At 61.8% G+C, this 24,344-nt stretch carries 23 protein-coding genes; 15 read left to right on the top strand and 8 right to left on the bottom strand.

Annotation, left to right across the window (positions count from 1 at the left end):
- Positions 1–31: 31 nt before the first annotated feature.
- Positions 32–712: a metal-dependent transcriptional regulator gene (locus HMPREF2781_RS08475; RefSeq protein WP_070645373.1), complete on the bottom strand. Its 681-nt coding sequence runs from the start codon at positions 710–712 to the stop codon at positions 32–34.
- Between the two features lie 138 nt (positions 713–850).
- Here HMPREF2781_RS08475 and HMPREF2781_RS08470 point away from each other — a divergent pair, with 138 nt between their 5' ends.
- The gene (locus tag HMPREF2781_RS08470; protein WP_010190917.1) at positions 851–1,450 is read left to right on the top strand and encodes an ATP-dependent Clp protease proteolytic subunit; all 600 of its coding nucleotides are present in this window, start codon (positions 851–853) and stop codon (positions 1,448–1,450) included.
- Between the two features lie 21 nt (positions 1,451–1,471).
- Positions 1,472–2,095, top strand: a complete 624-nt coding sequence (locus HMPREF2781_RS08465; protein ID WP_010190916.1) for an ATP-dependent Clp protease proteolytic subunit — start codon at positions 1,472–1,474, stop codon at positions 2,093–2,095.
- A 53-nt stretch (positions 2,096–2,148) separates the two neighbouring features.
- On the opposite strand, the gene fabG is transcribed toward HMPREF2781_RS08465, so the two are convergent.
- Both fabG and HMPREF2781_RS08455 read right to left on the bottom strand, forming a co-directional pair.
- Positions 2,149–2,919, bottom strand: a complete 771-nt coding sequence (gene fabG / locus HMPREF2781_RS08460; protein ID WP_070645371.1) for a 3-oxoacyl-ACP reductase FabG — start codon at positions 2,917–2,919, stop codon at positions 2,149–2,151.
- 40 nt (positions 2,920–2,959) lie between these two features.
- Positions 2,960–4,264, bottom strand: a complete 1,305-nt coding sequence (locus HMPREF2781_RS08455; RefSeq protein ID WP_070645369.1) for an MFS transporter — start codon at positions 4,262–4,264, stop codon at positions 2,960–2,962.
- Positions 4,265–4,463: 199 nt separating this feature from the next.
- On the opposite strand from HMPREF2781_RS08455, the gene clpX reads away from it, so the two are divergent.
- Complete coding sequence (clpX, locus tag HMPREF2781_RS08450; protein WP_010190911.1) at positions 4,464–5,759, top strand: ATP-dependent Clp protease ATP-binding subunit ClpX; 1,296 nt, start codon at positions 4,464–4,466, stop codon at positions 5,757–5,759.
- Positions 5,760–6,024: 265 nt separating this feature from the next.
- On the opposite strand, the gene HMPREF2781_RS08445 is transcribed toward clpX, so the two are convergent.
- Complete coding sequence (locus HMPREF2781_RS08445; RefSeq protein ID WP_070447801.1) at positions 6,025–6,768, bottom strand: TetR/AcrR family transcriptional regulator; 744 nt, start codon at positions 6,766–6,768, stop codon at positions 6,025–6,027.
- Positions 6,769–6,943: 175 nt separating this feature from the next.
- Between HMPREF2781_RS08445 and HMPREF2781_RS08440 the strand changes: the two genes are divergently transcribed.
- On the top strand, positions 6,944–7,906 hold the full coding sequence (locus tag HMPREF2781_RS08440) for a malate dehydrogenase (RefSeq protein ID WP_070645368.1): 963 nt from the start codon (positions 6,944–6,946) through the stop codon (positions 7,904–7,906).
- On the opposite strand, the gene panC is transcribed toward HMPREF2781_RS08440, so the two are convergent.
- Both panC and panB read right to left on the bottom strand, forming a co-directional pair.
- A complete protein-coding gene (gene panC / locus HMPREF2781_RS08435) occupies positions 7,903–8,724 on the bottom strand; it encodes a pantoate--beta-alanine ligase (protein WP_070645367.1) in 822 nt (273 codons plus the stop codon). The genes HMPREF2781_RS08440 and panC overlap by 4 nt on opposite strands.
- Before the next feature lie 10 nt (positions 8,725–8,734).
- A complete protein-coding gene (panB, locus tag HMPREF2781_RS08430; RefSeq protein ID WP_070645364.1) occupies positions 8,735–9,556 on the bottom strand; it encodes a 3-methyl-2-oxobutanoate hydroxymethyltransferase in 822 nt (273 codons plus the stop codon).
- A 57-nt stretch (positions 9,557–9,613) separates the two neighbouring features.
- On the opposite strand from panB, the gene HMPREF2781_RS08425 reads away from it, so the two are divergent.
- Genes HMPREF2781_RS08425 through ndk form a run of 6 tightly spaced genes read left to right on the top strand, consistent with a single transcriptional unit; the run spans position 9,614 to position 16,005 of the window.
- Positions 9,614–12,352, top strand: coding sequence for a valine--tRNA ligase (locus tag HMPREF2781_RS08425; protein WP_070645363.1), 2,739 nt, complete (start codon positions 9,614–9,616; stop codon positions 12,350–12,352).
- Entirely contained in the window at positions 12,352–13,881 is a 1,530-nt protein-coding gene (locus tag HMPREF2781_RS08420; protein WP_070447816.1) for a bifunctional tetrahydrofolate synthase/dihydrofolate synthase, read from the top strand. Before HMPREF2781_RS08425 ends, HMPREF2781_RS08420 begins: the two co-directional genes overlap by 1 nt.
- Positions 13,878–14,324 carry a DUF4233 domain-containing protein gene (locus tag HMPREF2781_RS08415; RefSeq protein ID WP_070447819.1) on the top strand — a complete coding sequence of 149 codons (447 nt, stop codon included), beginning with the start codon at positions 13,878–13,880 and terminating at the stop codon, positions 14,322–14,324. The genes HMPREF2781_RS08420 and HMPREF2781_RS08415 overlap by 4 nt, the downstream gene beginning before the upstream one ends.
- 9 nt (positions 14,325–14,333) lie before the next feature.
- Positions 14,334–15,218 (top strand): alpha/beta hydrolase, encoded by an 885-nt coding sequence (locus HMPREF2781_RS08410; protein WP_246817282.1) that lies wholly within the window; start codon positions 14,334–14,336, stop codon positions 15,216–15,218.
- A 5-nt stretch (positions 15,219–15,223) separates the two neighbouring features.
- Positions 15,224–15,535, top strand: coding sequence for a hypothetical protein (locus HMPREF2781_RS08405; protein ID WP_070645361.1), 312 nt, complete (start codon positions 15,224–15,226; stop codon positions 15,533–15,535).
- A 59-nt stretch (positions 15,536–15,594) separates the two neighbouring features.
- Positions 15,595–16,005 (top strand): nucleoside-diphosphate kinase, encoded by a 411-nt coding sequence (gene ndk / locus HMPREF2781_RS08400; protein ID WP_039676402.1) that lies wholly within the window; start codon positions 15,595–15,597, stop codon positions 16,003–16,005.
- A 136-nt stretch (positions 16,006–16,141) separates the two neighbouring features.
- Here ndk and HMPREF2781_RS08395 read toward each other — a convergent pair whose 3' ends face one another.
- Positions 16,142–16,492 carry an ArsR/SmtB family transcription factor gene (locus tag HMPREF2781_RS08395; RefSeq protein WP_070447901.1) on the bottom strand — a complete coding sequence of 117 codons (351 nt, stop codon included), beginning with the start codon at positions 16,490–16,492 and terminating at the stop codon, positions 16,142–16,144.
- A 113-nt stretch (positions 16,493–16,605) separates the two neighbouring features.
- Between HMPREF2781_RS08395 and arsB the strand changes: the two genes are divergently transcribed.
- On the top strand, positions 16,606–17,670 hold the full coding sequence (gene arsB / locus HMPREF2781_RS08390; protein WP_070645359.1) for an ACR3 family arsenite efflux transporter: 1,065 nt from the start codon (positions 16,606–16,608) through the stop codon (positions 17,668–17,670).
- Here arsB and HMPREF2781_RS08385 read toward each other — a convergent pair.
- Complete coding sequence (locus HMPREF2781_RS08385; protein ID WP_246821821.1) at positions 17,667–18,470, bottom strand: hypothetical protein; 804 nt, start codon at positions 18,468–18,470, stop codon at positions 17,667–17,669. The genes arsB and HMPREF2781_RS08385 overlap by 4 nt on opposite strands.
- A 155-nt stretch (positions 18,471–18,625) precedes the next feature.
- Between HMPREF2781_RS08385 and HMPREF2781_RS08380 the strand changes: the two genes are divergently transcribed.
- The 4 genes from HMPREF2781_RS08380 to obgE all read left to right on the top strand — a co-directional run bounded on the left by HMPREF2781_RS08380 (position 18,626) and on the right by obgE (position 24,331).
- Positions 18,626–21,814 carry a translation initiation factor IF-2 N-terminal domain-containing protein gene (locus HMPREF2781_RS08380; protein WP_070645355.1) on the top strand — a complete coding sequence of 1,063 codons (3,189 nt, stop codon included), beginning with the start codon at positions 18,626–18,628 and terminating at the stop codon, positions 21,812–21,814.
- Positions 21,815–22,014: 200 nt separating this feature from the next.
- Positions 22,015–22,320, top strand: a complete 306-nt coding sequence (gene rplU / locus HMPREF2781_RS08375; protein WP_070447835.1) for a 50S ribosomal protein L21 — start codon at positions 22,015–22,017, stop codon at positions 22,318–22,320.
- Between the two features lie 42 nt (positions 22,321–22,362).
- On the top strand, positions 22,363–22,641 hold the full coding sequence (gene rpmA, locus HMPREF2781_RS08370; RefSeq protein ID WP_070447838.1) for a 50S ribosomal protein L27: 279 nt from the start codon (positions 22,363–22,365) through the stop codon (positions 22,639–22,641).
- A gap of 160 nt (positions 22,642–22,801) precedes the next feature.
- The gene (gene obgE, locus HMPREF2781_RS08365) at positions 22,802–24,331 is read left to right on the top strand and encodes a GTPase ObgE (RefSeq protein ID WP_070645353.1); all 1,530 of its coding nucleotides are present in this window, start codon (positions 22,802–22,804) and stop codon (positions 24,329–24,331) included.
- The last annotated feature ends 13 nt before the right edge of the window (positions 24,332–24,344 follow it).

The raw sequence follows: 24,344 nt of genomic DNA, 5'->3' as shown, positions 1-24,344 counted from the left end.
GTGAAAGTAGGATTAATGCAAAGGGGAAGGTCTAACGGCTGTGGTGTGCTACAAACACTGCGTCGGTAGCTGGGCGTCCAAGCACTACCCACTGAGTGCTGCCGGCCACCTGTATTTCGAGAGAATCTGAAAAGGGCGCTCCCTCGCGCGTGCTAAGAACAGCCCCTGTGACAATGCCGCGCTCTTCAAGGAACTTCAGCAGTTGTGGGTCGGAATCAGAAATGCGTTCCACGGTCACTTGCGGTTGTGCACCGCTGTCGGTGAGACGGTGCGCACTGGGGATTGTGATCTGTCCATCAACCGTAGGGATAGGATCGCCGTGCGGATCCCTAGTGGGGCAATTAAGGAACTTATCTACACGTTCTATGAGCATGTCGGACACCGCGTGTTCGAGATTTTCGGCTTCATTATGGACTTCGTCCCACGTGTAGTCCAATGCTTGAACCAAAAAAGACTCAAGCAATCGGTGGCGGCGCACCATGACCAATGCGTACTGCCTGCCAAGTTCGGTTAACTCCACAGAGCCATAGGGCGTGTGTGACACGAGCCCTTGCTTCGACATTTTGCGCACTGCATCGGAAACCGAGGAGAGCTTGAGTCCCAACTGTTTCGCTATAAGTGTGGCGGTAACGGGCTCGGACGACCATTCCTTTAGCCCCCAGATTGCTTTCAAATAGTTCTGGGTACTGGTGGATAGCTCGGAAACAGACATGAGCAAATGTTAACCCAGCTTCCGTATGCGCCTTTGGTGCTGCGCCCCAACGCTCATAGCGAACAGAGGCCAAGTTTGAGAGGAATGCCGGTAAGGTGGGGCCAGTTAAAGCATTCTTCACTTGAAGGAGAACCATTAATGTCTGAGAAGATTTCAATGAACTCGTCGTCTACGGGTATGAATCTGAGCGATAGCGTGTATGAGCGCCTGCTGCGCGAGCGCATTATCTTCCTGGGAACCCAGGTGGATGATGAGATTGCCAACAAACTGTGCGCCCAGATCCTCCTGCTGTCCGCAGAGGACCCCACGCGCGATATTTCGCTTTACATCAATTCCCCGGGTGGCTCGGTCACCGCGGGCATGGCCATCTACGACACGATGAAGTACTCGCCGTGCGACGTGGCTACGTATGGCATGGGCCTGGCCGCTTCGATGGGCCAGTTCCTGCTCTCCGGCGGCACCAAGGGCAAGCGCTACGCGCTGCCGCACGCCCGCATCATGATGCACCAGCCTTCCGCTGGTGTGGGTGGTACCGCCGCAGATATCGCCATCCAGGCCGAGCAGTTCGCGCAGACCAAGCGCGAGATGGCTGAGCTCATCGCTGAGCACACCGGCCAGACCTTCGAGCAAATCACCAAGGATTCGGACCGCGACCGCTGGTTCACCGCCCAGCAGGCCAAGGAATACGGCATCGTCGACCACGTCATCGAGTCCGTCAACGGTCCTATCACCAACTAGGGAACAAGGAGCTTTATCACTATGTCTAACCTTCAGATGCCTTCTTCCCGCTACGTTCTGCCGGAGTTCATTGAGCAGAACGCACAGGGATCGAAGACCACCAACCCGTATTCCAAGCTCTTTGAAGAGCGCATCATCTTCCTGGGCACCCAGGTCGATGACACCTCCGCCAACGACATCATGGCGCAGCTGCTGGTCTTGGAGTCCCAGGATCCGGACCGCGACATCACGATGTACATCAACTCCCCGGGTGGCTCGTTTACCGCGCTGATGGCTATCTACGACACCATGCGCTACGTCCGTCCGGACGTGCAGACCGTGTGTCTGGGCCAGGCCGCATCCGCAGCGGCTGTTCTGTTGGCCGCCGGTGCTCCGGGCAAGCGCGCTGCGCTGCCGAACTCTCGTGTGTTGATTCACCAGCCGCGTACGCAGGGCACGCAGGGCCAGGTGTCGGACCTTGAGATCGAGGCCAACGAGATCGAGCGCATGCGCCGCCTCATGGAGGAGACCCTGGCTGAGCACACCGGCCGCACTGCGGAGCAGGTGCGCATCGATACTGACCGCGACAAGATTCTTACCGCGCAGGAAGCCGTTGACTACGGTCTCATCGATACCGTCTTTGATTACCGCAAGCTCAACGCCTAAGTAATCAAGCTTAAAGCCCCGCTGTCTAGTAGATAGCGGGGCTTCGGCCATGCTTAGGCTTCGTAGGGCGGCAGGATGGCCTCGGGGGACTCGGGGAGGATCTGGCCGCCGTCAATGATGATGGTCTGGCCCGTTATGTAGCCTGCTTCGCGGGAGGCGAGGAAGGCCGCGGCGTTGCCGATATCGCGCGGGGAACCTAAGCGGTGCATAGGGACGGAGCGTGCCATTTGGTCGAGGTACTCCTGACCCTGGCCCTCCAAACCCTCGGTGAGGATGTTGCCTGGCAGAACACCATTGATGGTGATGCCATCACGGGCAACTTCCAGTGCCGCGGAGCGCATGAAGCCTTGTTGTGCGGCCTTCGAAGCGCCGTAGTGCGCCCAGCCTGGGTAGCCGGTGTGCGAGCCGGTGATAGACGTCGTGATGACGATGCGCCCGTAGCCCGCTTTCTTCATGTAGGGCAGTGCTTCCTGCACCACGGTGAACGTGCCGTGCGTGTTGATGGCGAACATGGCGTCCCATTGCTCGTCGGTCATGTCCTCGAGCGGGCAGTTGGGGAAGACACCGGCGTTGGAACAGACGATGTCGATGCGGCCATAGCGCTTGACGACGTCCCTGTAGAGGTTGCGGACGGAGTCGCGCGAGGTGACGTCGACAAGCAGGGCGTCCGCCCCGAGTTCTTCGGCAGTCTTCTGCGCGGCCTCGAGGTTGAGGTCAGCGATGACGACGGTCGCGCCGGCTTCGCGTAGAGCGCTGACGATGCCGCGGCCGATTCCGGCGGCGCCGCCGGTGACGATGGCAACGTGGTTCTGAAGATTAAACATGTACTGCTCCTAAGCGGTTGGGGCTGTGTGCCCCTCCAGCCTAGGCCGCCACGGTCTGGGGTGCTGTCTGCTTGGTGGTTGCCGTGTAGGCGCGCACACCGATGAGGGAGATTGCGGCCAACACAGCGGTAGCGCCGGCGAGGGTGTAGAGCCCCGTTGGGGTCCAGCCGCTTTCGAGCAGATAGCCCGCCAGGATGGGAGCGAGGGTAGCGCCCACGCGAGCGATGCCGATGGCAGCGCCCGTACCCGTGGTGCGCAGCGCCGAAGGGTAAGCCTCCGGGGTGACGGTGTAAAGGCCGGAGATGCAGGCGTTGAGGGTAAGGCCTACGCCGACTCCGAGGGCAAACATGAGGGAAGGCACGGCGGTGGAGTTAATGAAGCCGACGAGGACGACGGAGGAGATAAGACAGAAGACGATGAGCAGGGGGCGGGCGTCGATGCGCGTGGTGAACAGGCCGAAGAGGATGGCGCCGATAGCACCGCCGAAGGAAAGCATGATGCCGCCGATGATGCCCTGCTGGGCGGTAAGGCCCTCGGCGGTAAGAAGCTTCGGGGTCCACTGCGAGGTGAAGTTGTAGGCAAACATGATGAAGCTGAAGGCCAGCCAGAGCTTGATGGAGGTGCGCAGGAACTGCGGCGAGACGAGGTCCTTGTAGGAGGCCTTGTGGCTGGTGCGCGGGCGGACGCTGACCTCTCCCGTGAGGCCGAGTTTGGCGGTGATGGTGCGCACCGTGTCCATGCGGCCACGGGCGGCGAGGAAGTCTGCGGACTCGGGGACGAAAGTAACCGTGAGGATAAGGGCGGCAACTGTGAGTGCTGCGCCAACCCAGAATATGGGCTGCCAGGTATCGAAGGAGGAGGCGACAACGCCGCAGAAGGAGGCACCGAGGCCATAGCCGGAGGCGTAGATGGCGACGGCCAGGCCGCGGAAGCGCAAGTTGGAGTACTCGCTGACGAGCACGGTGACACAGACAAGGACGCCGCCGACGCCAATGCCGGTGATGAGGCGGCACAGCAACAGCAGGCTAAATGTAGGCGCGAGGGCGGTGAGCACGAGGCCGACGAGGTCAATGACGAGCGAGACCGTGATGAGGGTGGTGCGTCCAAGGCGGTCAGCCAACGGGGCGAGGAAGAGCGAGCCAAGGCCGATACCGATGAGAGCGGAGGACAGGAGCCAGCCAAGGGAAGAATCGGATAGCGCGAACTCTTCGCTGACGGTGCCGGCGCCGAAGGCCATGGCCACCATGTCATAGCCGTCGAGGGCATTGAGGAAGAGGGCAATGGCGATGATGAGCCATTGGCGTGAGCCCATGGGGGAGCGGTCGATGAGTTCGCGGATGTCCATGAAAATCTTTCTGCTGATAGAGCGGTTTCGATGTAAGTTAGTGAACCGCTCTGTCTATGTCTACTAACTGCCGTTTTAAATTCAAGGGCGCGCCGCTGAGTGAGGAATAGCGCTCGAGTCTGAGTGGTTTACTAGAGTGGAACAAACTGCGGTAAAATCGCCCCACCATAACCCCAGAGAAAAGAGTTGAAAGGCCTTCATGGCACGTATGCAAGAAAGCGCTGACCTGCTCAAGTGTTCCTTCTGTGGAAAGAGCCAGAAGCAGGTGAAGAAGCTTATCGCCGGCGGCGGCGTCTACATCTGTGACGAGTGCATCGAGCTCTGCAACGAAATCATCGAGGAGGAGCTCGGCGCGGCTCAGGCCGAGGCGGACGAAGAGAAGGAGATGCGCCTTCCGCGTCCTTCGGAGATTTCGGCTTTTCTGGATAAGTACGTCATTGGCCAGGACCAGGCCAAGCGCGTGTTGTCGGTGGCTGTGTACAACCACTACAAGCGCATCAAGGCTGAGGAGGCCGCGGGCCTGGAGGGCCGCCGGAAGAAGGCGCAGGATGAAGAAGTTGAGATTTCTAAGTCCAACATCCTGATGCTGGGCCCGACGGGATCCGGTAAAACCTACTTGGCGCAGACCTTGGCGCGTTTGTTGGACGTCCCCTTCGCCATCGCGGATGCCACGAGCCTGACCGAGGCTGGCTACGTGGGCGAGGACGTCGAGAACATCCTGCTCAAGCTGCTGCAGGCAGCGGACTTTGATGTGGAGCGCGCGCAGCACGGCATCATCTACGTCGATGAGGTGGACAAGATCTCCCGCAAGTCGGAGAATCCATCGATTACCCGGGATGTGTCCGGTGAGGGCGTCCAGCAGGCGCTGCTGAAGATCCTTGAAGGAACCGTGGCGGCGATCCCGCCGCAGGGTGGGCGCAAGCACCCGAATCAGGAATTCATCCAGTTGGATACGACGAACATCCTTTTCATCGTGGCCGGTGCTTTTGCGGGCTTGGATAAGGTGATTTCGGAGCGCGTGGGCAAGAAGGGCGTGGGCTTTGGCGCCAAGCTGGAAACTAAGGATGAGAAGGAATCAGTCGACTTCTTCTCCCAGGTGCGTCCGGAGGACCTGGTGAAGTTCGGCCTCATCCCCGAGTTCATCGGCCGCCTGCCGGTGGTTGCCACGGTGGATAACCTGGACCGCGAATCGCTAGTTAAGGTGCTCGTGGAGCCGAAGAACTCGCTGGTCAAGCAATACCAGCGCCTGTTCAGCATGGATGGTGCGGAGCTGCACTTCGAGGATGAGGCGCTGGAGGCAATCGCCGAGCTCGCGCTCGAGCGCAAGACCGGTGCCCGCGGCCTGCGTGCCATCATGGAGGAGCTGCTCGTGCCCATCATGTATGACCTCCCAGACCGCGAGGACATCGCCAGCGTCCACATCACGCAGGACTGCGTGACCGACGGCGGCGAGCCGGAGTTCGTGTACTCGGATGAGGCGAAGGAATCCGCCTAAACGGCATCTCTTAAAAGGCATCTTCAAGGTTGAAGATGCCTTTTGTGCTGTCTACATGGCGTTTTCAGGTCTAAAAACGCCTTCTGTCAGATGCCATCTGTCTGTTGGGGCAAAGGAACCAGATGAATGGGACCATGTAGCTGTGGAGTGAGATTGTGACCTGGGCTTGTGCTCAGGCCGGCGCGCAGATGGTTCCTTTACTTTGGTTTCTTTGCTCGCGCGATGCTGGGGAGAGGGCTCTAATCGGAGAGTCCCCGCCGGCGCGTCATTCGTAGAGGCTCGCTGACGCGTCGCCCTCGTCCTCGGTGGAGTAGACATCCAAGGGCGCGGACTCAGCATCAAGCTCGGTTTCGTTCTGAGTGAGGTAGGACTCGAAGCCGATGTCCGGGATGTTCGCCGTAAGGAAAGCCAGCACAGCATCGACCGCCATGCGGTGCAGCCCCTCAGTGTTGTTGTGGGTGTACATGTTGATGTCGAGCAGGTTGCTCATCATCGCGTGATTCGTCACCCGGTACATCGAGAGCGCAGAAATCAGCGTGAAAATATCGTTGGCGGAAATTCCCGGGCGGAACGCGCCGGAATCTTGGCCCAGCATGAGCAGCCTGTCGAGGTGGAGGGAGATCTCGGACACGTCGACAAGCGCCTGCGAGGACTCCAGCACACTGTGGGAGGATTCCATCGTCAGCATCCGGATGGCTTCGGGGTTATTCACATGTTGGCGGAACAACCAATCCACCAAGGTGCGCACGCCCTCGACTGGGACAGCAGAATTGATCTCGAGGCTGCCCTCTGGCGGGTTGAGGCGCCGCGCTGCCGCTGCCAAGGCTTGCTGGTAGAGCCCCTTCTTATCCCCGAAGTAGTAGTGGATCATGCGCTTGGACATCCCAGACAGCTTCGATACGGTCTCGAGCTTGGTTTCGGCATAACCATGCTCCGAAAACTCCGATATCGCAACATCGATCACGTGCTCAACAGAGCCGGAGTCGACCGATGAAGTCTCAGTGCTCATGGAAGGTCCCGTCTAGTCGATGGATATGCGTACAGTTGTCCACTATGCCGAAAAAGGACGGCCGTGGAGCTCAAGTACAAAGAACTCGCATCTTTCGGGGGTAAAATCACACCCCACGGGGGCGAAAAACGGGACTAAGGTGGGAAGGTGAATACCCAGCCGAAAGGATTCACACATGACTGCTTCCCAACCCGTCAAGATCACCGTGACCGGCGCCGCCGGAAATATCGCTTACTCCCTGCTGTGGCGCATCGCTGCGGGTGATGTCTATGGCAAGGACACCCCGGTGGAGCTGGCTTTGCTGGAAATCCCGGACGCCGTGGGCGCCGCTGAAGGCGTGGCCATGGAGCTCAATGACTCTGCTTTCCCCCTCCTGCGCGGCATTACCGTCACCGATGATCCGAACGTGGCCTTCAAGGACACCAAGGCTGCTTTCCTCGTCGGTTCCCGCCCGCGCAGCAAGGGCATGGAGCGCGCCGACCTGCTGGAAGCCAACGGTGCCATTTTCACGGTCCAGGGCAAGGCGCTGAACGACGTCGCTGCGCGCGATGTCCGCGTCCTCGTCGTGGGTAACCCGGCCAACACTAACGCTTATATTGCGGCGAACAGCGCACCGGACCTGGACCCGAGCCAGTTCACCGCGCTCATGCGCCTGGACCACAACCGCACCCAGAGCCAAGTCTCCCTCAAGACGGGAGTGCCTACCGCGGAGCTGACCAAAGTTGCCGTGTGGGGCAATCACTCTGCCTCCCAGTTCCCGGACCTGACCTTCTCCAACGCCGAGGTGGATGAGGATTGGTACAAGGAAGAGATGATTCCGAAGGTGGCCAAGCGCGGCGCCGAGATCATCGCCGTACGCGGTAAGTCTTCAGCTGCCTCCGCAGCCTCTGCCGCGGTGGATCACATGCACGATTGGATCCATGGCACCGAGGACTGGCGTACCGCAGCCGTCGTCTCCGATGGCTCCTATGGCGTGGACGAGGGCCTCGTCGCAGGTTTCCCCACCGTCGCCCGCGACGGCAAGTGGGAAATCGTGCAAGGCCTCGAGCTCAACGATTTCCAGAAGGAGCGCATCGAGGCCTCGGTTCAAGAGCTGCGTGAGGAGCGCGAGGCCGTAGCCCACTTGCTCAAGGACTAAGACTCAAGCACTAAGTTATCGATGAGCCGCACCGGCCCCACCTGCGCTGCAACGAGCGCCAGGGCGGGCCGGTGTTGTGCATCAACGGGCTCGAGCGTGGCTGGATCCACCACGGTGAGGTAGTCCACCGTCACGCCGGGGGAGGAAGCAAGCTGGGCTTCAGCCTCCTTGAGGGATGCACCATCCCGCAGTGCGAAGAGCGCCTGGGACAGCGCCACGGCCTGCTCGCGCTCGGCAGGGCTCAAGCGAGCGTTGCGGCTGGACTCGGCCACGCCGTCCGCCGCGCGGACGATGGGCGCGCTGACGATGTCGAGTGGCAGGTCGAGGTCCGCCACCAAGCGCCGAATAATGGCTACCTGCTGGGCATCCTTCTGCCCGAAGTAGGCGCGGTCGGGGCGCACGAGAGTGAATAGCTTGCTCACCACAGTGGCCACGCCGTCGAAGTGGCCGGGGCGCGAAGCGCCTTCCAAGACCGAGCCCATCTCACCCGTGCGCACCCACACCCGCGGGGTGCCACCCGGGTACATCTCCTCCACGGTGGGAGCGAAAACCGCATCCACGCCTAGAGAATCGAGCAGTGCTGCATCCGCGTCGAGGTCGCGCGGGTAGGCGCGGTAGTCCTCGCAATCGCCGAGGTCGGTGAATTGGAGGGGATTGACAAAGACCGAGCACACCACGGTGTCATTCTCCTCGCGGGCGCGGCGCACGAGTGAAGCGTGGCCTTCGTGAAGCGCGCCCATCGTGGGCACCAATCCCACGGTGCCGGATGCGGCCGCGCGGAAGGCGCGGAGTTCAGATTTAGTTGTAAGGATCTGCATGGCCCAAACTTTAGTCCTCGAAGGATTCCTCGGCGTTGGGGAAGGAGCGCTCGCCCACATCGGCCACGTAATTCTTCGCACCCTTCAGCAGCGCGCCGCGCAGGTTTGCGTAGCGGCGCACGAAGCGCGGCGCCTTGGGTCCGCCCAGCCCGAAGGCATCGGTCCACACGAGGATCTGGCCGTCGGTCTGTGCGCCGGCGCCAATACCGATGGTGGGGATGGGCAGTTCCTTGGTCACCTCCTCAGCCAACGCAGCTGGGACCATCTCCAGTACCACGGCGAAGGCGCCGGCGTCGGCAAGCGCGCGGGCGTCCGTGTGCAGCTTCTCCGCACCGGCACCGCGGCCCTGGACCACGAAGCCGCCCAAGGCGTGAACCTGTTGGGGCGTGAATCCGATGTGGGCGCAGACGGGGATGCCGGCGGCGACAAGCGCGGCAACAATCGGTGCGCGCTCGGCACCGCCCTCGAGCTTCACGGCCTGCGCGCCGGTTTCCTTCATGACGCGCACGGCAGACTCCAGTGCCTGGGCGGGGCCGGCCTCATAGGAACCGAAGGGCAAGTCCACCACCACGAAGGCGCGGGAGGTAGCTGAAACCACGGCGCGGGCCAGCGGAATCATTTCATCGAGGGTAAGCGAGAGCGTGGTTTCGCGGCCCAGGACCACATTGGCCAGGGAATCGCCGACGAGCAGGAGATCTACCCCGGCTTCATCGAAGATTTCGGCGGTCATGCAGTCATAGCTCGTCAGGCACGCGAAGGCCTGAGAGTTTTCTTTAGAGCGGGCGAAATGGCGGGTGCGGAGACGGGCGCGGTGGCCAGGGTTGTGAGACATGCCCTTACTCTAGACACGGCGCTGGTGCCAGTTGACGCACAGGGTAGAGTTGGCCAGGTGACTGATCAGAATAAAGAGCAACTCGTTGGCACCAACCGCGCGGACCAGCTTCCCAAGTCCTGGGAGCCGCAGGCAGTAGAGAAGGACCTCTACGAAGGCTGGGTAAGCGCCGGTTACTTCACCCCGGATGCTTCCTCGGAGGCGGAGCCTTATTCCATCGTGCTGCCGCCGCCGAACGTCACCGGCCAGCTGCACATGGGCCACGCCCTGGACCACACTCTGATCGACTCCATCATTCGCCGCAAGCGCATGCAGGGTTATGCCACCCTGTGGCTGCCGGGTGCTGACCACGCCGGTATTGCTACCCAGACCAAGGTGGAGGCCCGCCTGCGCGAGCAGGAGGGAAAGAAGCGCTGGGACTATGAGCGCGAGGAATTCATCAACAAGGTCTGGGAGTGGAAGGAAGAATTCGGCGGCACCATCCAGAACCAGATGCGCGCCATCGGTGACTCGGTGGACTGGTCCCGCGAGCGCTTCACGCTGGATGATGGCCTCTCCCGCGCCGTCCAGACCATCTTCAAGACTCTCTACGACGAGGACCTGATCTACCAGGCCAACCGCCTGGTCAACTGGTCCCCGGTGCTGGAGACCGCCGTCTCCGACATCGAGGTGGTCTACAAGGACGTCGAGGGCGAGCTCGTGTCCATCCGCTATGGCTCGCTGAACGACGATGAACCCCACCTCATTGTGGCCACCACCCGTGTGGAGACGATGCTGGGCGACGTCGCCATTGCCGTCCACCCCGAGGACGAGCGCTACGCCCACCTGGTGGGCCAGGAACTGCCACACCCCTTCCGCGATGACCTGAGCCTGAAGATCATTGCCGATGACTACGTGGACATGGAATTCGGTACTGGTGCAGTGAAGATCACGCCGGCGCATGACCCGAATGACTATGCCATGGGCCTGCGCCATGACCTGGACATGCCCACCATCATGGACACCACCGGACACATCGCGAATACCGGCACGAAGTTTGATGGCCTGACCCGCGAAGAGGCCCGCGTAGAGATCCGTGAGGCGCTGCGCGAACAGGGCCGCATTGTCAAGGAGATCCGCCCCTACGTCCACTCCGTGGGCCACTCGGAGCGCTCCGGCGAGCCGATTGAGCCGCGCCTGAGCCTGCAGTGGTTTGTGGCCGTGGAGAAGATGGCGAAGATGTCCGGCGACGCCGTCCGCGAGGGCGATACCACCATCCACCCGAAGTCCCTGGAGCCGCGCTACTTCGAGTGGGTCGATGACATGCACGATTGGTGCATCTCCCGCCAGCTGTGGTGGGGTCACCGCATCCCCATTTGGTACGGGCCAGAGGGCGAGGACGGCCAGCGCGACATCATCTGCCTTGGTCCCGACGAGGAAGCGCCGGAAGGCTACGTCCAGGACCCGGACGTTCTGGACACCTGGTTCTCCTCTGCGCTGTGGCCTTTCTCCACGATGGGCTGGCCGGAAAAGACCGCCGATTTGGAGAAGTTCTTCCCCACGAACGTGCTGGTTACCGCCTATGACATCCTCTTCTTCTGGGTCGCACGCATGATGATGTTCGGCACCTTTGCCGGCGCGCACACCCCGGAGGTGCTCGGCGAAGGCAAGGATGGCCGCCCGCAGGTGCCGTTCACGGATATTTACCTCCATGGTCTCGTGCGCGATGAGCAGGGCCGCAAGATGTCGAAGTCCCTGGGCAACGGCATCGACCCGATGGATTGGGTGCGCGACTATGGTGCGGACGCGCTGCGTTTCACCCTGGCCCGCGGTGCCAACCCGGGCGTGGACCTGCCGCTGGCAGTCGACGCTGCCGCCGCCGGACGTAACTTCGCCACCAAGCTCTTTAACGCCACCAAGTTCGCGCTCATGAACGGCGCGGGCGTGGCGGAGCTGCCGGCACGCGACGCGCTGACCGACGCCGACCGCTGGATCCTCGACCGTTCCGAGGAGGTCCGCGCCAAGGTCGACGCCTACCTGGATGACTACCAGTTCGCCAAGGCCAATGAGCTGCTCTACCACTTCGTGTGGGATGAGCTGTGTGACTGGTACCTGGAGATTGCCAAGACCCAGATCCCGCGCGACTTCGATGCGGCGAGCGCCGAGGAGCAGGCCACCGGACGCACCACTCAGATCGTTCTGGGCCGCGTTCTTGACCTGGTTCTGCGTTTGCTGCACCCGACCATGCCTTTCGTCACCGAGGTCCTGTGGAAGGCTCTGACTGGCGGGGAGACCATCGTCACCGCGCAGTGGCCTACCCAGGAGCACACCAACGGTGGCGCGGAGAAGGATGAGGTGGCTGCCCGCCGCATTCAGGATGCCGACAAGCTCATCACCGAGCTGCGCCGTTTCCGCTCCGATCAGGGCGTCAAGCCTTCTCAGAAGGTCCCGGGACGCCTCGACTTCGCCGCGGCTGACCTGCAAGAGCAGGAGGGACTCATCCGCAACCTGGCTAATACCACGGAACCGGGCGAGGACTTCACCGCGTCTGCTTCCATCGAGGTGCGTCTGTCCCAGGCCACCGTTGAGGTCACCTTGGATACCTCCGGTGCCGTCGACGTCGCCGCTGAGCGCAAGCGCCTGGAGAAGGATCTGGCCAAGGCCCAGAAGGAACTGGACCAGACCGGCAAGAAGTTGGGTAACGAGGCCTTCCTGTCCAAGGCGCCGGAGGCAGTCGTGGAGAAGATCCGCGTGCGTCAGCAAGTGGCCCAGGAGGAGGTCGAGCGCATCACCGCACGTCTGGAGGGACTCAAGTAGTGGCGGAGGAGAAGAACCGCGAGGAATTTGAGGTCGTTGATGCCCTCGCGGAGGGCACCGATGGTGGGCCGGTGGAAATCACCGACTCCGGCCTGACCCTCAACCTCGGTGGCGAGGAGGATTACGAGGAGGCCGCCCCCGAGCAAGCTTCGCCGGAAGAGCTCGCGGAGCTGGCCGAGGTCACCGCGGAGCTCAACGCCCGCGCCCCAGAGACCATCATCGAGCCGAGCCTCGAGCGCATCGAGATGCTCATGGATCTCTTGGGTAACCCGGAGCGTTCCTTCCACGTCATCCAGGTCGCTGGCACCAACGGTAAGTCCTCGACCGCCCGCATGATTGATTCGCTGCTGCGCGCCTTCCACCGCCGTGTTGGCCTGGTGACCAGCCCGCACCTGCAGCTGGTCACCGAGCGCATCGGCATCGACGGCCACCCCATCCACCCGCGCGACTTCGTGCGCATCTGGCGTGAAATCAAGCCCTATGTGGAGATGGTGGATTCCCGCTCCGACATTCCTATGTCCACCTTCGAAGTGCTTGTTGCCATCTCTTACGCAGCCTTTGCCGATGCCCCCATCGACGTCGCCGTCGTCGAGGTCGGCCTCGGCGGCACGTGGGATGCCACCAACGTGGTCAACGCAGAGGTAGCCGTGGTCATGCCGGTAGGCCTCGACCACACGGACTACCTCGGGGATACCATTACGGAGATTGCTGGTGAGAAGGCCGGCATCATCAAGGCCCGCGAGCACGATGCCGAGGACGTGCTCACGCCAGGGGAGAACATCGCCATCGTTGCTGAACAAGACCCCGAGGCGATGCGCGTTATCCTGCAGCGCACGGTAGACGTCGGCGCCGGCGTGGCCCGCGCGGGCTCCGAATTCGCTGCACTGGAATCGCGCATCGCAGTGGGCGGCCAGCAGCTGACCATCCAGGGCCTGGGTGGGATGTACGAAGACATCTTCCTGCCGCTGCACGGCGAGCACCAAGCCAAGAACGCGGCCGTGGCTTTGGCCGCGGTGGAGGCCTTCTTCGGGGCGTCGGCAGGCCACCCGCTCGACATTGCTTCAGTGCGCACCGGCTTTGCCAAGGCCATTTCTCCCGGCCGTCTGGAGCGCGTGCGCACCAGCCCCACGACCTTCCTTGACGCCTGCCACAACCCACACGGCGCTAAGGCTTTGGCTGCAGCCCTCGACCGCGACTTCGACTTCGCGCGCCTCATCGGCGTGGTGTCCATCTTCACGGACAAGGATGCAACCGGCATCCTCACCGCCCTGGAGGCTGTGCTCACGGAGATCGTCATTACTCAGAACACCTCCCCGCGCGCCCGCGATGCCTATGAGCTGGCGGAGCTGGCCCGCGATATCTTCGGCGAAGAGCGCGTGTATGTCGAGCCCGACCTCCCTAGTGCCTATACTCAGGCCGTCGAATTGGCGGAGGATGCCGACGTGCAATCAGGTTCCGGCATCGTGATTACTGGTTCGGTCGTCACTGCCGGTGACGCCCGCGCACTCTTTGGAAAGGAACCCGCATGAGCCCCCGTAAACCCGTCCCCGAGGAGGAGATTGGTCCGCTTGGCTTGGGCCAGGCACCGGCCAAGGATCCCCTCAAGCAATTCGGCGGCATGGTGGTGGCGAGCTCCCTCACAATGGAGCTGATCACCCTGGTCCTCGCACTGCCGATGCTATACAAGCTTTATGACGGCACCCTGTGGACCCCGTTCAACTATGGCGTGGTCATTGGTTTTATGGTGTTGCTCCTGGCGTCTTTCCCCTTCATGAATAAGCCGTGGATCGTCGGGGTACAGATTGTCCTCCACGTCATCGGTATCGTGCTCGGTTTTATGGTCCACTGGTCTGTGGCGACTATCTTCATCATCTTCGCCCTGCTCTGGGCGCTCGCGGCCTATATGCGCTCGGTGATCGTCGCCCGCATGGAGCGCGGCTACCTCACCACGCAGCACCTGACTGAGAAGTAGGTCGCTGCGGTGTACATCCGTCCGGAGCTGCGCGCGGGAGCGACGGTCATGTCGCTATTCGATCCGACTAATCCGCTCATCCGCCGTGCCGGGCGCATCGTGCCAGCGCTGTGGCCGGCACCTTTAATCCAGGGCGTGCGCACGCGGCGGGTGAAGAACACCGAAATCCACGCGACCATCTATAGCCCGGAGAACCCGCGCGGCGCGGTGCTGTGGATCCACGGGGGCGGTCTGCTCATGGGACATCCGCGCCAGGACGTCAAGCACCTCAAGGAGACCGCCGCAGAGGTTGGAGTCACCGTCGTCGCGCCGCACTACCGCTTCGCCCCGGAGAACCCTTTTCCGGCTGCGCTTGATGACGTCCACGCGGCCCACCACTGGCTCCTCAGGCATGCGGAAGAGCTGGGAATCAGCCCGGATCGGATTGTTATCGCCGGCCAAAGCGCCGGGGGAGGGCTGGCTGCCGCGTTGTGCCAGCGCCTCCACGATGAAGGCGGGGTTCAACCAGCGGGGCAGTGGTTGTTTTGCCCGATGCTCGATGACCGCACAGCATCCACCGACCGCAACCCCATCTGGGACGCAGATTCCAACGCGCAGGCGTGGCGCTTCTACGTCGATGGCAACCCGGAAGCACCCTATGCCGTGCCCGGCCGCCGCACGGATCTGTCGGGGCTACCGCCGGCGTGGCTCTACGCGGGTAGCAGCGAGCTTTTCTACGGCGAGATTATGGATTACGCCGAGCGCCTGAAAACTGCTGGTGTGCCGACACAGTGCGAGGTCGTAGAAGGCGGCGTGCATGCCTTCGAGTTGTGGGCTCCCCATACCGCGGCGGCAAAGCGCCTGCTCATGCGCTCTCGCGTTTGGCTGCAGTCGACACTCAACGCGCTAGACTAACGGGCATGTTCTTTCTGCTCTACGGTCTTTCCGCACTGCTGTGCATCGCCGCGCTCGTGGCCAAGCTGTATTTCGGTGGCTTCGCGTTCCCGCTCGCACTGCTGATTCCGGCCTTCGTCTTCCTCGTCGTCGGTATGCTCAAGCAGCAGCGCGATGAGCGGCCGGTGGAGTTTGCGGATCTGGAAGAGTGGCACCGCGAGGAGCTAAAAAGCCTGCTGGAGAGCGGTCAATACGGCACGGCCGTGCGTCAAGTGCAGTTGTGGTTTCGCGGAACGAGCCATGAGCGCGCGGAAGAAATCGTGCAACACCTCACGTAGGGCTGATAAATGGGCCCACTGTCAGGACGCGGGAGCACCTGTTCTGTACTATGTGCCCTATGACTGAACGTACACTCATTCTCATCAAGCCGGATGGCGTCAAGAACGGCCACGTGGGCGAGATCATCTCTCGCATCGAGCGCAAGGGCCTGAAGCTCGTCGCCATGGATCTGCGCGTCGCCGACGAGGAGACCGCTAAGAAGCACTACGCCGAGCACGAGGACAAGCCTTTCTTCGGCGAGCTCGTTGACTTCATCACCTCTGCACCGTTGGTTGCTGGCATCGTCGAGGGCGAGTCCGCTATCGCCGCATGGCGTCAGCTGGCCGGTGGCACCCACCCGGTGGAGAAGGCCACCCCGGGCACCATCCGCGGTGACTTCGCTCTGACCGTTGGCGAGAACGTCGTCCACGGTTCCGACTCCCCGGAGTCCGCTGAGCGTGAGATCTCCATCTGGTTCCCGAACCTCTAAAGAAGTTCATCGCGCCTAGCGCGCAATAAAGCCCGAGCAGTTCACAAAGATGAGTGAACTGCTCGGGCTTTTGTCATTTCTGACCCTTAGCCCGAACCCGTCCTGTGTGCTCGAGCGCAGATAATCTGGGCGCGGCTTAGTCGAACGAGAGCAGCGTGCGCAATGCCATAAAGGCGTCTTTGTGCACCTGGTGGGTGACGGTGCGGCCGCGTTGCTGCTTCGATAGCAAGCCGGCCTCCCGCAGGCGCGCTAGGTGGTGGGAGACCGTGGGCTGGCTCAGCGCAGTGAGCTCGGTGAGTTCCGTGACGCTCATGGGTCCACAGCCTTCATCGCACAGGATGGACAAAAGACGCAGGCGTGCTGGGTCTGCCAGCACTTTGAATTGCTGCGAAAAATGCCTCGCCTCGGCGTCGTTGAGCGGGCCCGTGCTTAAGGAGCAACACTCAGTGCCGCGCGCGCTGGTCTCGGGCGTGGAAGAGGAAGCCATGCGATCAGTATAGGGGTTATTCTTGCGCCCTACGTTATATTGACGCATATCAATACGTGCTGTACATTGCATGTTTGTATCGTGCTCTGTTCAACGTTGAAGGAGGGAGAGACATGGCTGTGCCGCAGCGCCCGACGTTGTCTTTTCTTGATCGGTTTCTACCCGTGTGGATCATTCTGGCGATGGCCGCCGGACTGCTCATTGGCCACCTCATTCCCGGGATTGGCCAAGCCTTGGGCGCCGTTGAAGTCGGCGGGATTTCCATCCCGATCGCCATTGGCCTCCTCGTCATGATGTACCCACCCTTGGCCAAGGTTCGTTACGAGAAGACCAAGGAAATTGCCACGGATGGCCGCCTCATGGCAGTATCGCTCGTCCTCAACTGGCTGGTGGGGCCGGCGTTTATGTTTACTCTGGCGTGGCTGTTCTTGGCGGACCAGCCGGAGCTGCGGACCGGCCTCATCATTGTGGGGCTTGCGCGCTGTATTGCCATGGTGCTTGTGTGGTCGGACCTCTCGTGCGCTGACCGCGAGGCAACGGCTGTGCTTGTCGCCCTGAACTCCATCTTCCAGGTCGCTATGTTTGGTGTTCTGGGCTGGTTCTACCTTCGCGTTCTCCCCGGATGGCTGGGCCTGGACACGACGAGCGCTGACTTTTCTTTCTGGGCCATTGTTAAGTCCGTACTTGTCTTCTTGGGCATACCGTTCCTGTTGGGTGCGCTGTCTCGCGTGTGGGGCGAAAAGGTAAAAGGACGGGAATGGTTTGAGAACCGCTTCCTCCCAGCCGTATCGCCTCTGGCCATGATTGGTCTGCTGTACACAATTGTGTTGCTCTTTTCCCTGCAGGGCGAGCACATTGTGGAGCAGCCAGCAACGGTAGTGCGCGTGGCCGTGCCGCTGGTTATCTACTTCGTGGGCATGTTTGTGCTGTCGCTGGGCGTAGCAAAGGCCGTTGGCATGAATTACGCGCAGTCTGCCAGCGTGGCGTTTACTGCAGCAGGAAATAACTTTGAACTAGCCATTGCAGTATCCATCGGCACCTTCGGAGCGATGTCTGCTCAAGCCCTTGCCGGAACGATTGGTCCCCTTGTTGAGATCCCAGTCCTCGTTGGTCTGGTTTATTTCATGCTGTGGATTGGCCCGAAACTCTTCCCGGGAGATGCCACTCTTCCGCGCTAGCGTGTGCGTGCAGCGTCCATGCTGCGCACGCCGGATTCGGTCAGAGTGATGTTAAAGGTCCGCTCACCACTCCACTTGATGAGACCAGGCAGCTTCACCACGCCGGCCGCTTCGAGTTCACGGAGTTCTTCTTCGAGCCCCTCCTCGTAGCCGATCAGCCGCCCCAGCTCAGAGATGGAGGTGGTATTGCCAGTGACTGCACCGGCGGCGACCAGCCCGCTGAGGACTTCCGGGTGAGTTTCTACTGCGGTGATGCTCGCTTGAGTGACGCCTTCGAGGCTTCCTTGTTCGGTGATGGCCTCGATGCGGCGCTTGCCAACGCGAAAAGAGGTCGTGCCGAAGGCACGGCCGCCGAAGATGAACGCGGGGATGGAGAAGGCAGTAAGTCCAGCGGCGATAAGGATGGGGTTGGGTGAGATATCGCCGATAATCCCGGTGGACTTAATTCCCTCAGTGATGAGAGGGGAGAAGATAGCAAGCACCGGTAGAAAGTAGGCGAGAAGAGGGTAATCGCCCGCCCGGTACTCTTCTTGCGCAGCTTGGACGAACTTCGGCCTGCTACGAATAATGCGAAAGGCGCCATAGATGATGGCGATCCACAACACGGCGTACACGGGGACCGCGTAGGGGTAGGGGAAGTCAACAGCGCGAAGGCCGGAGGCGATGCCCGCCGGTACGGCAACGGTGATGATATCCCGCAGTGCAATCTCGTTGCGAGCGCGCGCCTGCGCCACGGTGCGTGGGGCGTGCGCAGGTATTTTCCGTTCTGCGGGTGTGTTCATGGCTGCGCTGTCCGGCATAGCGGTGATACTAACATGTGAGCCTTGAATGAGCTCTGTGCCAGAATGGAAGGCACCGATAATTAAATAAGGATGAAGAGATTTTTCAAAGACTCACCGCCGTGTGGCGGCAACCTGCGCCCGGGGTGAGCACAACGTCAGGAGATCGGCCACTAATGGCATCCAAGAAAACAGAAAAAGAACGTACTGAATCAGCGTTGGCGGCAGCTGTAGCGGGGATTGACCGCGAGGCGCTCGCGCCCAAAACCCGCCTCTATGCCCTGGCTAAGCAGGTGGGCGTGGCCTCCAAGGAGCTGGTGGCTCAGTTCGCACATATGGGAATTAAGAAGTCCGCACAGTCTTCGCTGACACCGGAAGAGGTGGGCCAGCTTATCGACGCCCTCGTACCCGCAACCGAAGCCCCCGAGCAGGCCGCAACCGAGGACAACCAGGTCGCGGCCGAGGACGCCGACCAGCCGGAGGTTTCGGCAGAGGATAAGCCCACGAAGACCGTCAAGAAGAAGCGCGCCAAGCGCGCGGTCAAACGCGTGAGCAAGGCAGGCAAGAAGGCTGAGTCGAAGGAGCAGACACAGACAAAGGAACCCACACCGGAAGAGTCTGCTGCGCAACCGGACAGCGCGGGGGAGTCCCAGGAAGCCGCGCTGGCACAGGATGCTGAGCAGGCCGCGCAACCGGAGCAGCTGAGCGAGGAAGAGGAGAAGCTGCGCGAGCGCGTGCGTAAGAACGTTGATAACGAGATTTCGCAGATCGTCGACAAGGTCGATGCTGAAATGCTGCACGAGGCGCTCGCCGAGGCCGGTGAAAGCGACGAGGGGGACGACCTCACCCCACTGATTACCCCGATGGCTGAAGAAGACCCGGACGTGTACGACTTTGCGCCAGTCTTCATGGCGCCGAAGATCACGCCGCTGTCCAAGCGTCAGAAGCCAGAAGAGCACGAGGAGGAATCCGAGGAGGATGCAGCGCCGGTAAGCCAGCCGCGGGGTCGTCGGCGCGGCAGCCGCGGCACCTCCCGTGGCCGCGGGGCAGAAGGCCGTGGGTCCGCCCGTGAGGAAGTCGAGCACATCGAAGAACCGAAGGCGATTAAAGGCTCGACCCGCATCGAGGCACAGCGCCGTCGCCGCGCGGAGCTGCGGGAGAAAGGTCGGGAGCGCCAGCACATTGTCTCCCAAGCGGAGTTCCTGGCGCGCCGCGAATCGGTCGAGCGCACTATGGTGGTGCGCGATAAGCAGCGCACCGACGGCGCGGGCGTCATCACGCAGGTGGGCGTGCTCGAAGACGACCTTTTGGTAGAGCACTTCGTCACGACCGAAACACACCCATCCCAGATAGGCAATATCTACTTGGGCCGTGTGCAGAATGTCTTGCCTTCGATGGAGGCGGCCTTCGTGGATATCGGACAAGGCCGAAACGGCGTGCTGTATGCGGGCGACATCGACTGGCGTGCCTTGGGGATTGGTGGGCGCAGCCGCAAGGTAGAAAACGCGTTGAAGTCCGGTGATCAGGTGCTGGTCCAGGTGGCCAAGGACCCCATCGGTCATAAGGGCGCACGTTTGACCACCCAGATTTCCCTGGCTGGTCGCTTCCTGGTGTACGTGCCGGGCGGGCGCAGCGCGGGAATCTCCCGCAAGCTGCCGGCACCGGAGCGCAAGCGCCTCAAGGGAATCCTGGAGCGCGTCATTCCGGGAGATGGCGGCGCCATCATCCGCACGGCCGCAGAAAACGTGTCGGAGGGGGACATCGCTTCCGACGTCAACCGCCTGCACTCGCTGTGGGAGGACATCAGCGCCCGCGCCGCACACGAAAAGGCAACGAAGGGCGCCAAGCCCGTCACCCTGTATGAAGAGCCGGATCTGCTCATCAAGGTGGTGCGTGACCTCTTCAACGAGGACTTCAGCACCTTGGTGGTGGACGGTAAGCGTTCCTACAACACGGTCAGCGCCTACGTGGACTCGATGGCACACGACCTGGCCGATCGCGTCGTGCGCTATGACGCGCGCGAGCACGATGGCGAGGATGCTTTTAACGCCTACCGCATCGATGAGCAGCTGCAGAAGGCTCTGGGCCGCAAGGTGTGGCTGCCCTCGGGCGGCACGCTCGTCATCGATCGCACGGAGGCCATGACGGTCATTGACGTCAACACGGGCAAGTTCACCGGCTCCGGCGGTAACCTCGAGGAGACGGTGACGCGCAATAACCTTGAAGCAGCCGAGGAGATCGTGCGCCAGATGCGCCTGCGCGATATCGGCGGAATGATCGTCGTGGACTTCATCGATATGGTCCTGCCGGAAAACCAAGACCTCGTGCTGCGCCGACTCAAGGAAGCATTGGGCCGCGACCGCACCCGCCACCAGGTTTCCGAGGTCACCTCACTGGGACTAGTACAGATGACGCGCAAGCGCGTGGGAACCGGCCTCATCGAGACCTTCTCCACCGAGTGCGAGGCCTGCCATGGCCGCGGAATTATCATCCACGACTACCCGGTTGATGAGGACACTGAGGAAGAAAACTCGAAGCCGCAGCGCCGGACTCGTAAGGAGCGTCGCGCACCGCAGCGCGATCCGAAGAAGCACCCGGCAGCCGTCCGCATGCACCGCCATGACGAAGACGCACCATCTGAGCACGAGGTTTCCCAAACTGATAGCGAAGAAGCGGCGCGCGACGAGGAATCCTCACTCGAAGAGCTCGTGGCTAGCGTGGTCGTTGTCGATGAGGACGACACGGATACGCCAGATAGTGCCTCCATTGGCTATGCCGTAGCGGAAAACCTGGAAGCGAAGCGTTCGAAGCCGAAGTCAAAGCAGAAGCGCTCGCGCAAGTCGCGCCGGGCAACGCGTACTTTCCGGGAGCCGCAGCGTGCGGATACGAGCGAAGACTCGGCTTCTAAGCAGGAAGCGCAGAACAAGCAGGCCGAAGCGGAAGAATCTTCCGCCCAGCGCTCGGAGCAGACCTACGAGGAGGCCGTCGCCGCCTTCGAGAACTCGCCGCGCCGCAAGCGCCGCACGCGCGGAAATTCCCGCTCGGATATTCGCCCGAAGCGCGAAGACTTCGTGCAGGAGGAGACGCCGGCCAAGGAAGCCCAGCTGGCTACCTCCAAGAAGCAGGATAAGGCTGAGCGAAAGAACGCGGAGTCGGGCGAGACAACGGGCGTGCGCTCCACCCGTGGTCGCGGTCGTCGTCGGGTGGTGCGCAAGATGTCGCAGCGTCAGCCCATCCCGGCATCGAATGAACGCGGACAGGGAAGCGACGCTAAGGAGCGCGAGGCCTCCGTACGGACTACGGCGTCGACAAGAAGCAGGGGCGGGCGCGGGAGGCGTCGTGTAACACGGCGCAGGTCGCGCTAGAAAAGGCGTTTTGCCTTTTCGCCCCCTCACGGGGTAGTCTTTGACAGTCGCTGTTTAGACCATGAATGCGCTGGATGGGACGAACGCGGTTTTCGCGCGTCTCTCGCGGCTTATGATCTGAACGCAATTGTCCAATGTCCATTCGCTAGCGGCGCCACCCAGCTGCTAGCGAGCCGAGTTTAGATAAGGGGTAGCCCTCTATGTACGCGATCGTCAAGACCGGCGGAAAGCAGTACAAGGTTGCTGAAGGTGACCTCGTCAAGGTCGAGAAGATCGAGGGTGAGCCGGGTTCCTCCGTTGCTCTCACCCCGGTTCTGCTCGTCGATGGCGCAACCGTCAAGTCGAAGGCTGCAGACCTGGAGAAGGTCTCCGTCTCCGCTGAAATTGTCGAGCAGGGCAAGGGCCCGAAGATCGACATCCTCAAGTACAAGAACAAGACTGGTTACAAGCGTCGCATTGGTCACCGTCAGCCGGTGACCACGCTGAAGATTACCGGTATCAAGTAAGCCTTAACCGGCTGTAATTCATCCCTGAAGGAGGGAAACCACATGGCAACTAAGAAGGGTGCTTCCAGCTCCAGCAACGGTCGCGATTCCGAGTCCAAGCGTCTCGGTGTCAAGCGCTTCGGTGGTCAGCAGGTTAAGGCCGGCGAGATCATCGTGCGTCAGCGCGGCACCAAGTTCCACCCGGGTGAGAACGTTGGTCGCGGCGGCGACGATACCCTGTTCGCTCTCGCTGCAGGCTCTGTTGAGTTCGGTGTCAAGCGTGGCCGTCGTCTGGTCAACATTGTTCCGGCTGAAGAGGCTGCTGCAGAAGCAACTGCCTAAGAGCTTAATGGCTTAATCCCGAGCATCCGCTCGGGATTTTGTCGTTTTCACGCCAGCTGGTGCGGCCTAGCTGCGCGGAGGAAACTGAGAGGACACTAGCGTCGGGTTCACGCCGGTGGCCAACTAGGACGGCATGCAAGGAACCGTTAGACTAGCGGGCATGGCACGATTCATTGACCGAGTGGTCTTGCACCTACAGGCAGGCGACGGCGGACACGGCTGCGCCTCCGTCCACCGCGAAAAGTTCAAGCCGCTCGGCGGGCCCGATGGCGGCAACGGCGGCCACGGCGGAGACATCCTGCTGGAGGTCTCAACCCAAATCCACACACTGATGGACTTCCACTACCGCCCGCACATCAAGTCTGAGCGCGGCGGCAATGGTGCTGGCGATATGCGCAACGGTGCGCGCGGCAAGGATCTCATTCTCGAGGTACCGGCGGGCACCGTAGTTTACGCCGAGGACGGGGAGATGCTCGCGGACCTCACGGTCCCGGGAACCCGCTTCGTGGCCGCGGAGGGGGGATTCGGCGGACTCGGCAACGCCGCACTGGCCTCCGCAGCCCGCAAGGCTCCGGGCTTTGCGCTGCAGGGAGAACCGGGCGAGGCGCGCGATCTCATTCTGGAGCTGAAGTCCATGGCAGACGTCGGCCTCGTCGGATTCCCTTCCGCAGGCAAGTCCTCGCTCATTTCGGTCCTTTCGGCCGCCAAGCCGAAGATCGGTGATTATCCTTTCACCACCCTCCAGCCCAACCTCGGCGTGGTGGATATGGGCCATGAGTCCTTCACCATGGCGGATGTTCCGGGCCTAATCCCCGGGGCCGCCGAGGGCAAAGGTTTGGGCCTCGACTTCTTGCGTCATATCGAGCGCACCGCGGTGCTCGCACACGTCGTGGACACCGCCTCCATCGAGCCGGGCCGCGATCCGCTCTCGGATATCGAGGCCCTCGAAACCGAGCTGGCCAAGTACCAAGAGCTGCTGGAGCAGGACACTGGCCTGGGTGATCTGCGCGAGCGCCCGCGCGTCATCATCCTCAACAAGGCTGACGTTCCTGAGGCCGAAGAGCTAGCTGAATTTGTCAAGGGCGACCTCGAGGAAAAGTACGGCTGGCCGGTCTTCATCATTTCCGCAGTCGCCCGGAAGGGGCTTGACCCACTCAAGTACAAGCTCATGGAGATGGTCAACGAGCACCGCAAGGCCCAGCCCAGGGTCGCTGCGGACAAGAACCACACCATCATTCAGCCCAAGTCCGTAGGCAAGAAAAAGAAGGGCCGGTTCGCCGACTTCACCGTCACCCCGGACCCCGAGGTGGAGGGCGGCTTCATCGTTGAGGGCGAGAAGATCGACCGCTGGATTCGCCAGACCGACTTCGAAAACGACGAGGCCGTGGGCTACCTCGCGGACCGCCTGGCCAAGGCTGGTGTTGAAGACGAGCTGCACCGCCAAGGCGCGCAGGAAGGCTGCCCGGTGACCATCGGGGACATCACCTTCGAGTACGAGCCGATGGCTGGTGGCCGCGCGACCGATGCGGGCCGCGGACAGGATGGCCGCCTCATGAGCACCGAGCGTGTCTCCGCCGCCGAGCGCAAGCGCGCCTCCCAGGCGCGCCGTGGTCTCGTCGACGAGTTTGACTATGGCACCGATGGGGCGGTCACGCGCGAGTCCGCAAACCGCGATCGCTGGCAGGGCTAGCCCGGTATACTGA

The sequence above is a fragment of the Corynebacterium sp. HMSC062A03 genome (genome assembly GCF_001811145.1).
Taxonomy (GTDB): Bacteria; Actinomycetota; Actinomycetes; order Mycobacteriales; family Mycobacteriaceae; genus Corynebacterium; species Corynebacterium aurimucosum.
This window is presented reverse-complemented; position numbering and strand designations above follow the sequence as displayed.

Coding starts and splice junctions, on each gene's coding strand:
- HMPREF2781_RS08475 (WP_070645373.1), bottom strand. CDS start 712: ATGTCTGTTTCCGAGCTATCCACCAGTACCCAGAACTATTTGAAAGCA.
- HMPREF2781_RS08470 (WP_010190917.1), top strand. CDS start 851: ATGTCTGAGAAGATTTCAATGAACTCGTCGTCTACGGGTATGAATCTG.
- HMPREF2781_RS08465 (WP_010190916.1), top strand. CDS start 1,472: ATGTCTAACCTTCAGATGCCTTCTTCCCGCTACGTTCTGCCGGAGTTC.
- fabG (WP_070645371.1), bottom strand. CDS start 2,919: ATGTTTAATCTTCAGAACCACGTTGCCATCGTCACCGGCGGCGCCGCC.
- HMPREF2781_RS08455 (WP_070645369.1), bottom strand. CDS start 4,264: ATGGACATCCGCGAACTCATCGACCGCTCCCCCATGGGCTCACGCCAA.
- clpX (WP_010190911.1), top strand. CDS start 4,464: ATGGCACGTATGCAAGAAAGCGCTGACCTGCTCAAGTGTTCCTTCTGT.
- HMPREF2781_RS08445 (WP_070447801.1), bottom strand. CDS start 6,768: ATGAGCACTGAGACTTCATCGGTCGACTCCGGCTCTGTTGAGCACGTG.
- HMPREF2781_RS08440 (WP_070645368.1), top strand. CDS start 6,944: ATGACTGCTTCCCAACCCGTCAAGATCACCGTGACCGGCGCCGCCGGA.
- panC (WP_070645367.1), bottom strand. CDS start 8,724: ATGCAGATCCTTACAACTAAATCTGAACTCCGCGCCTTCCGCGCGGCC.
- panB (WP_070645364.1), bottom strand. CDS start 9,556: ATGTCTCACAACCCTGGCCACCGCGCCCGTCTCCGCACCCGCCATTTC.
- HMPREF2781_RS08415 (WP_070447819.1), top strand. CDS start 13,878: ATGAGCCCCCGTAAACCCGTCCCCGAGGAGGAGATTGGTCCGCTTGGC.
- HMPREF2781_RS08405 (WP_070645361.1), top strand. CDS start 15,224: ATGTTCTTTCTGCTCTACGGTCTTTCCGCACTGCTGTGCATCGCCGCG.
- ndk (WP_039676402.1), top strand. CDS start 15,595: ATGACTGAACGTACACTCATTCTCATCAAGCCGGATGGCGTCAAGAAC.
- HMPREF2781_RS08395 (WP_070447901.1), bottom strand. CDS start 16,492: ATGGCTTCCTCTTCCACGCCCGAGACCAGCGCGCGCGGCACTGAGTGT.
- arsB (WP_070645359.1), top strand. CDS start 16,606: ATGGCTGTGCCGCAGCGCCCGACGTTGTCTTTTCTTGATCGGTTTCTA.
- HMPREF2781_RS08385 (WP_246821821.1), bottom strand. CDS start 18,470: ATGCCGGACAGCGCAGCCATGAACACACCCGCAGAACGGAAAATACCT.
- HMPREF2781_RS08380 (WP_070645355.1), top strand. CDS start 18,626: ATGGCATCCAAGAAAACAGAAAAAGAACGTACTGAATCAGCGTTGGCG.
- rplU (WP_070447835.1), top strand. CDS start 22,015: ATGTACGCGATCGTCAAGACCGGCGGAAAGCAGTACAAGGTTGCTGAA.
- rpmA (WP_070447838.1), top strand. CDS start 22,363: ATGGCAACTAAGAAGGGTGCTTCCAGCTCCAGCAACGGTCGCGATTCC.
- obgE (WP_070645353.1), top strand. CDS start 22,802: ATGGCACGATTCATTGACCGAGTGGTCTTGCACCTACAGGCAGGCGAC.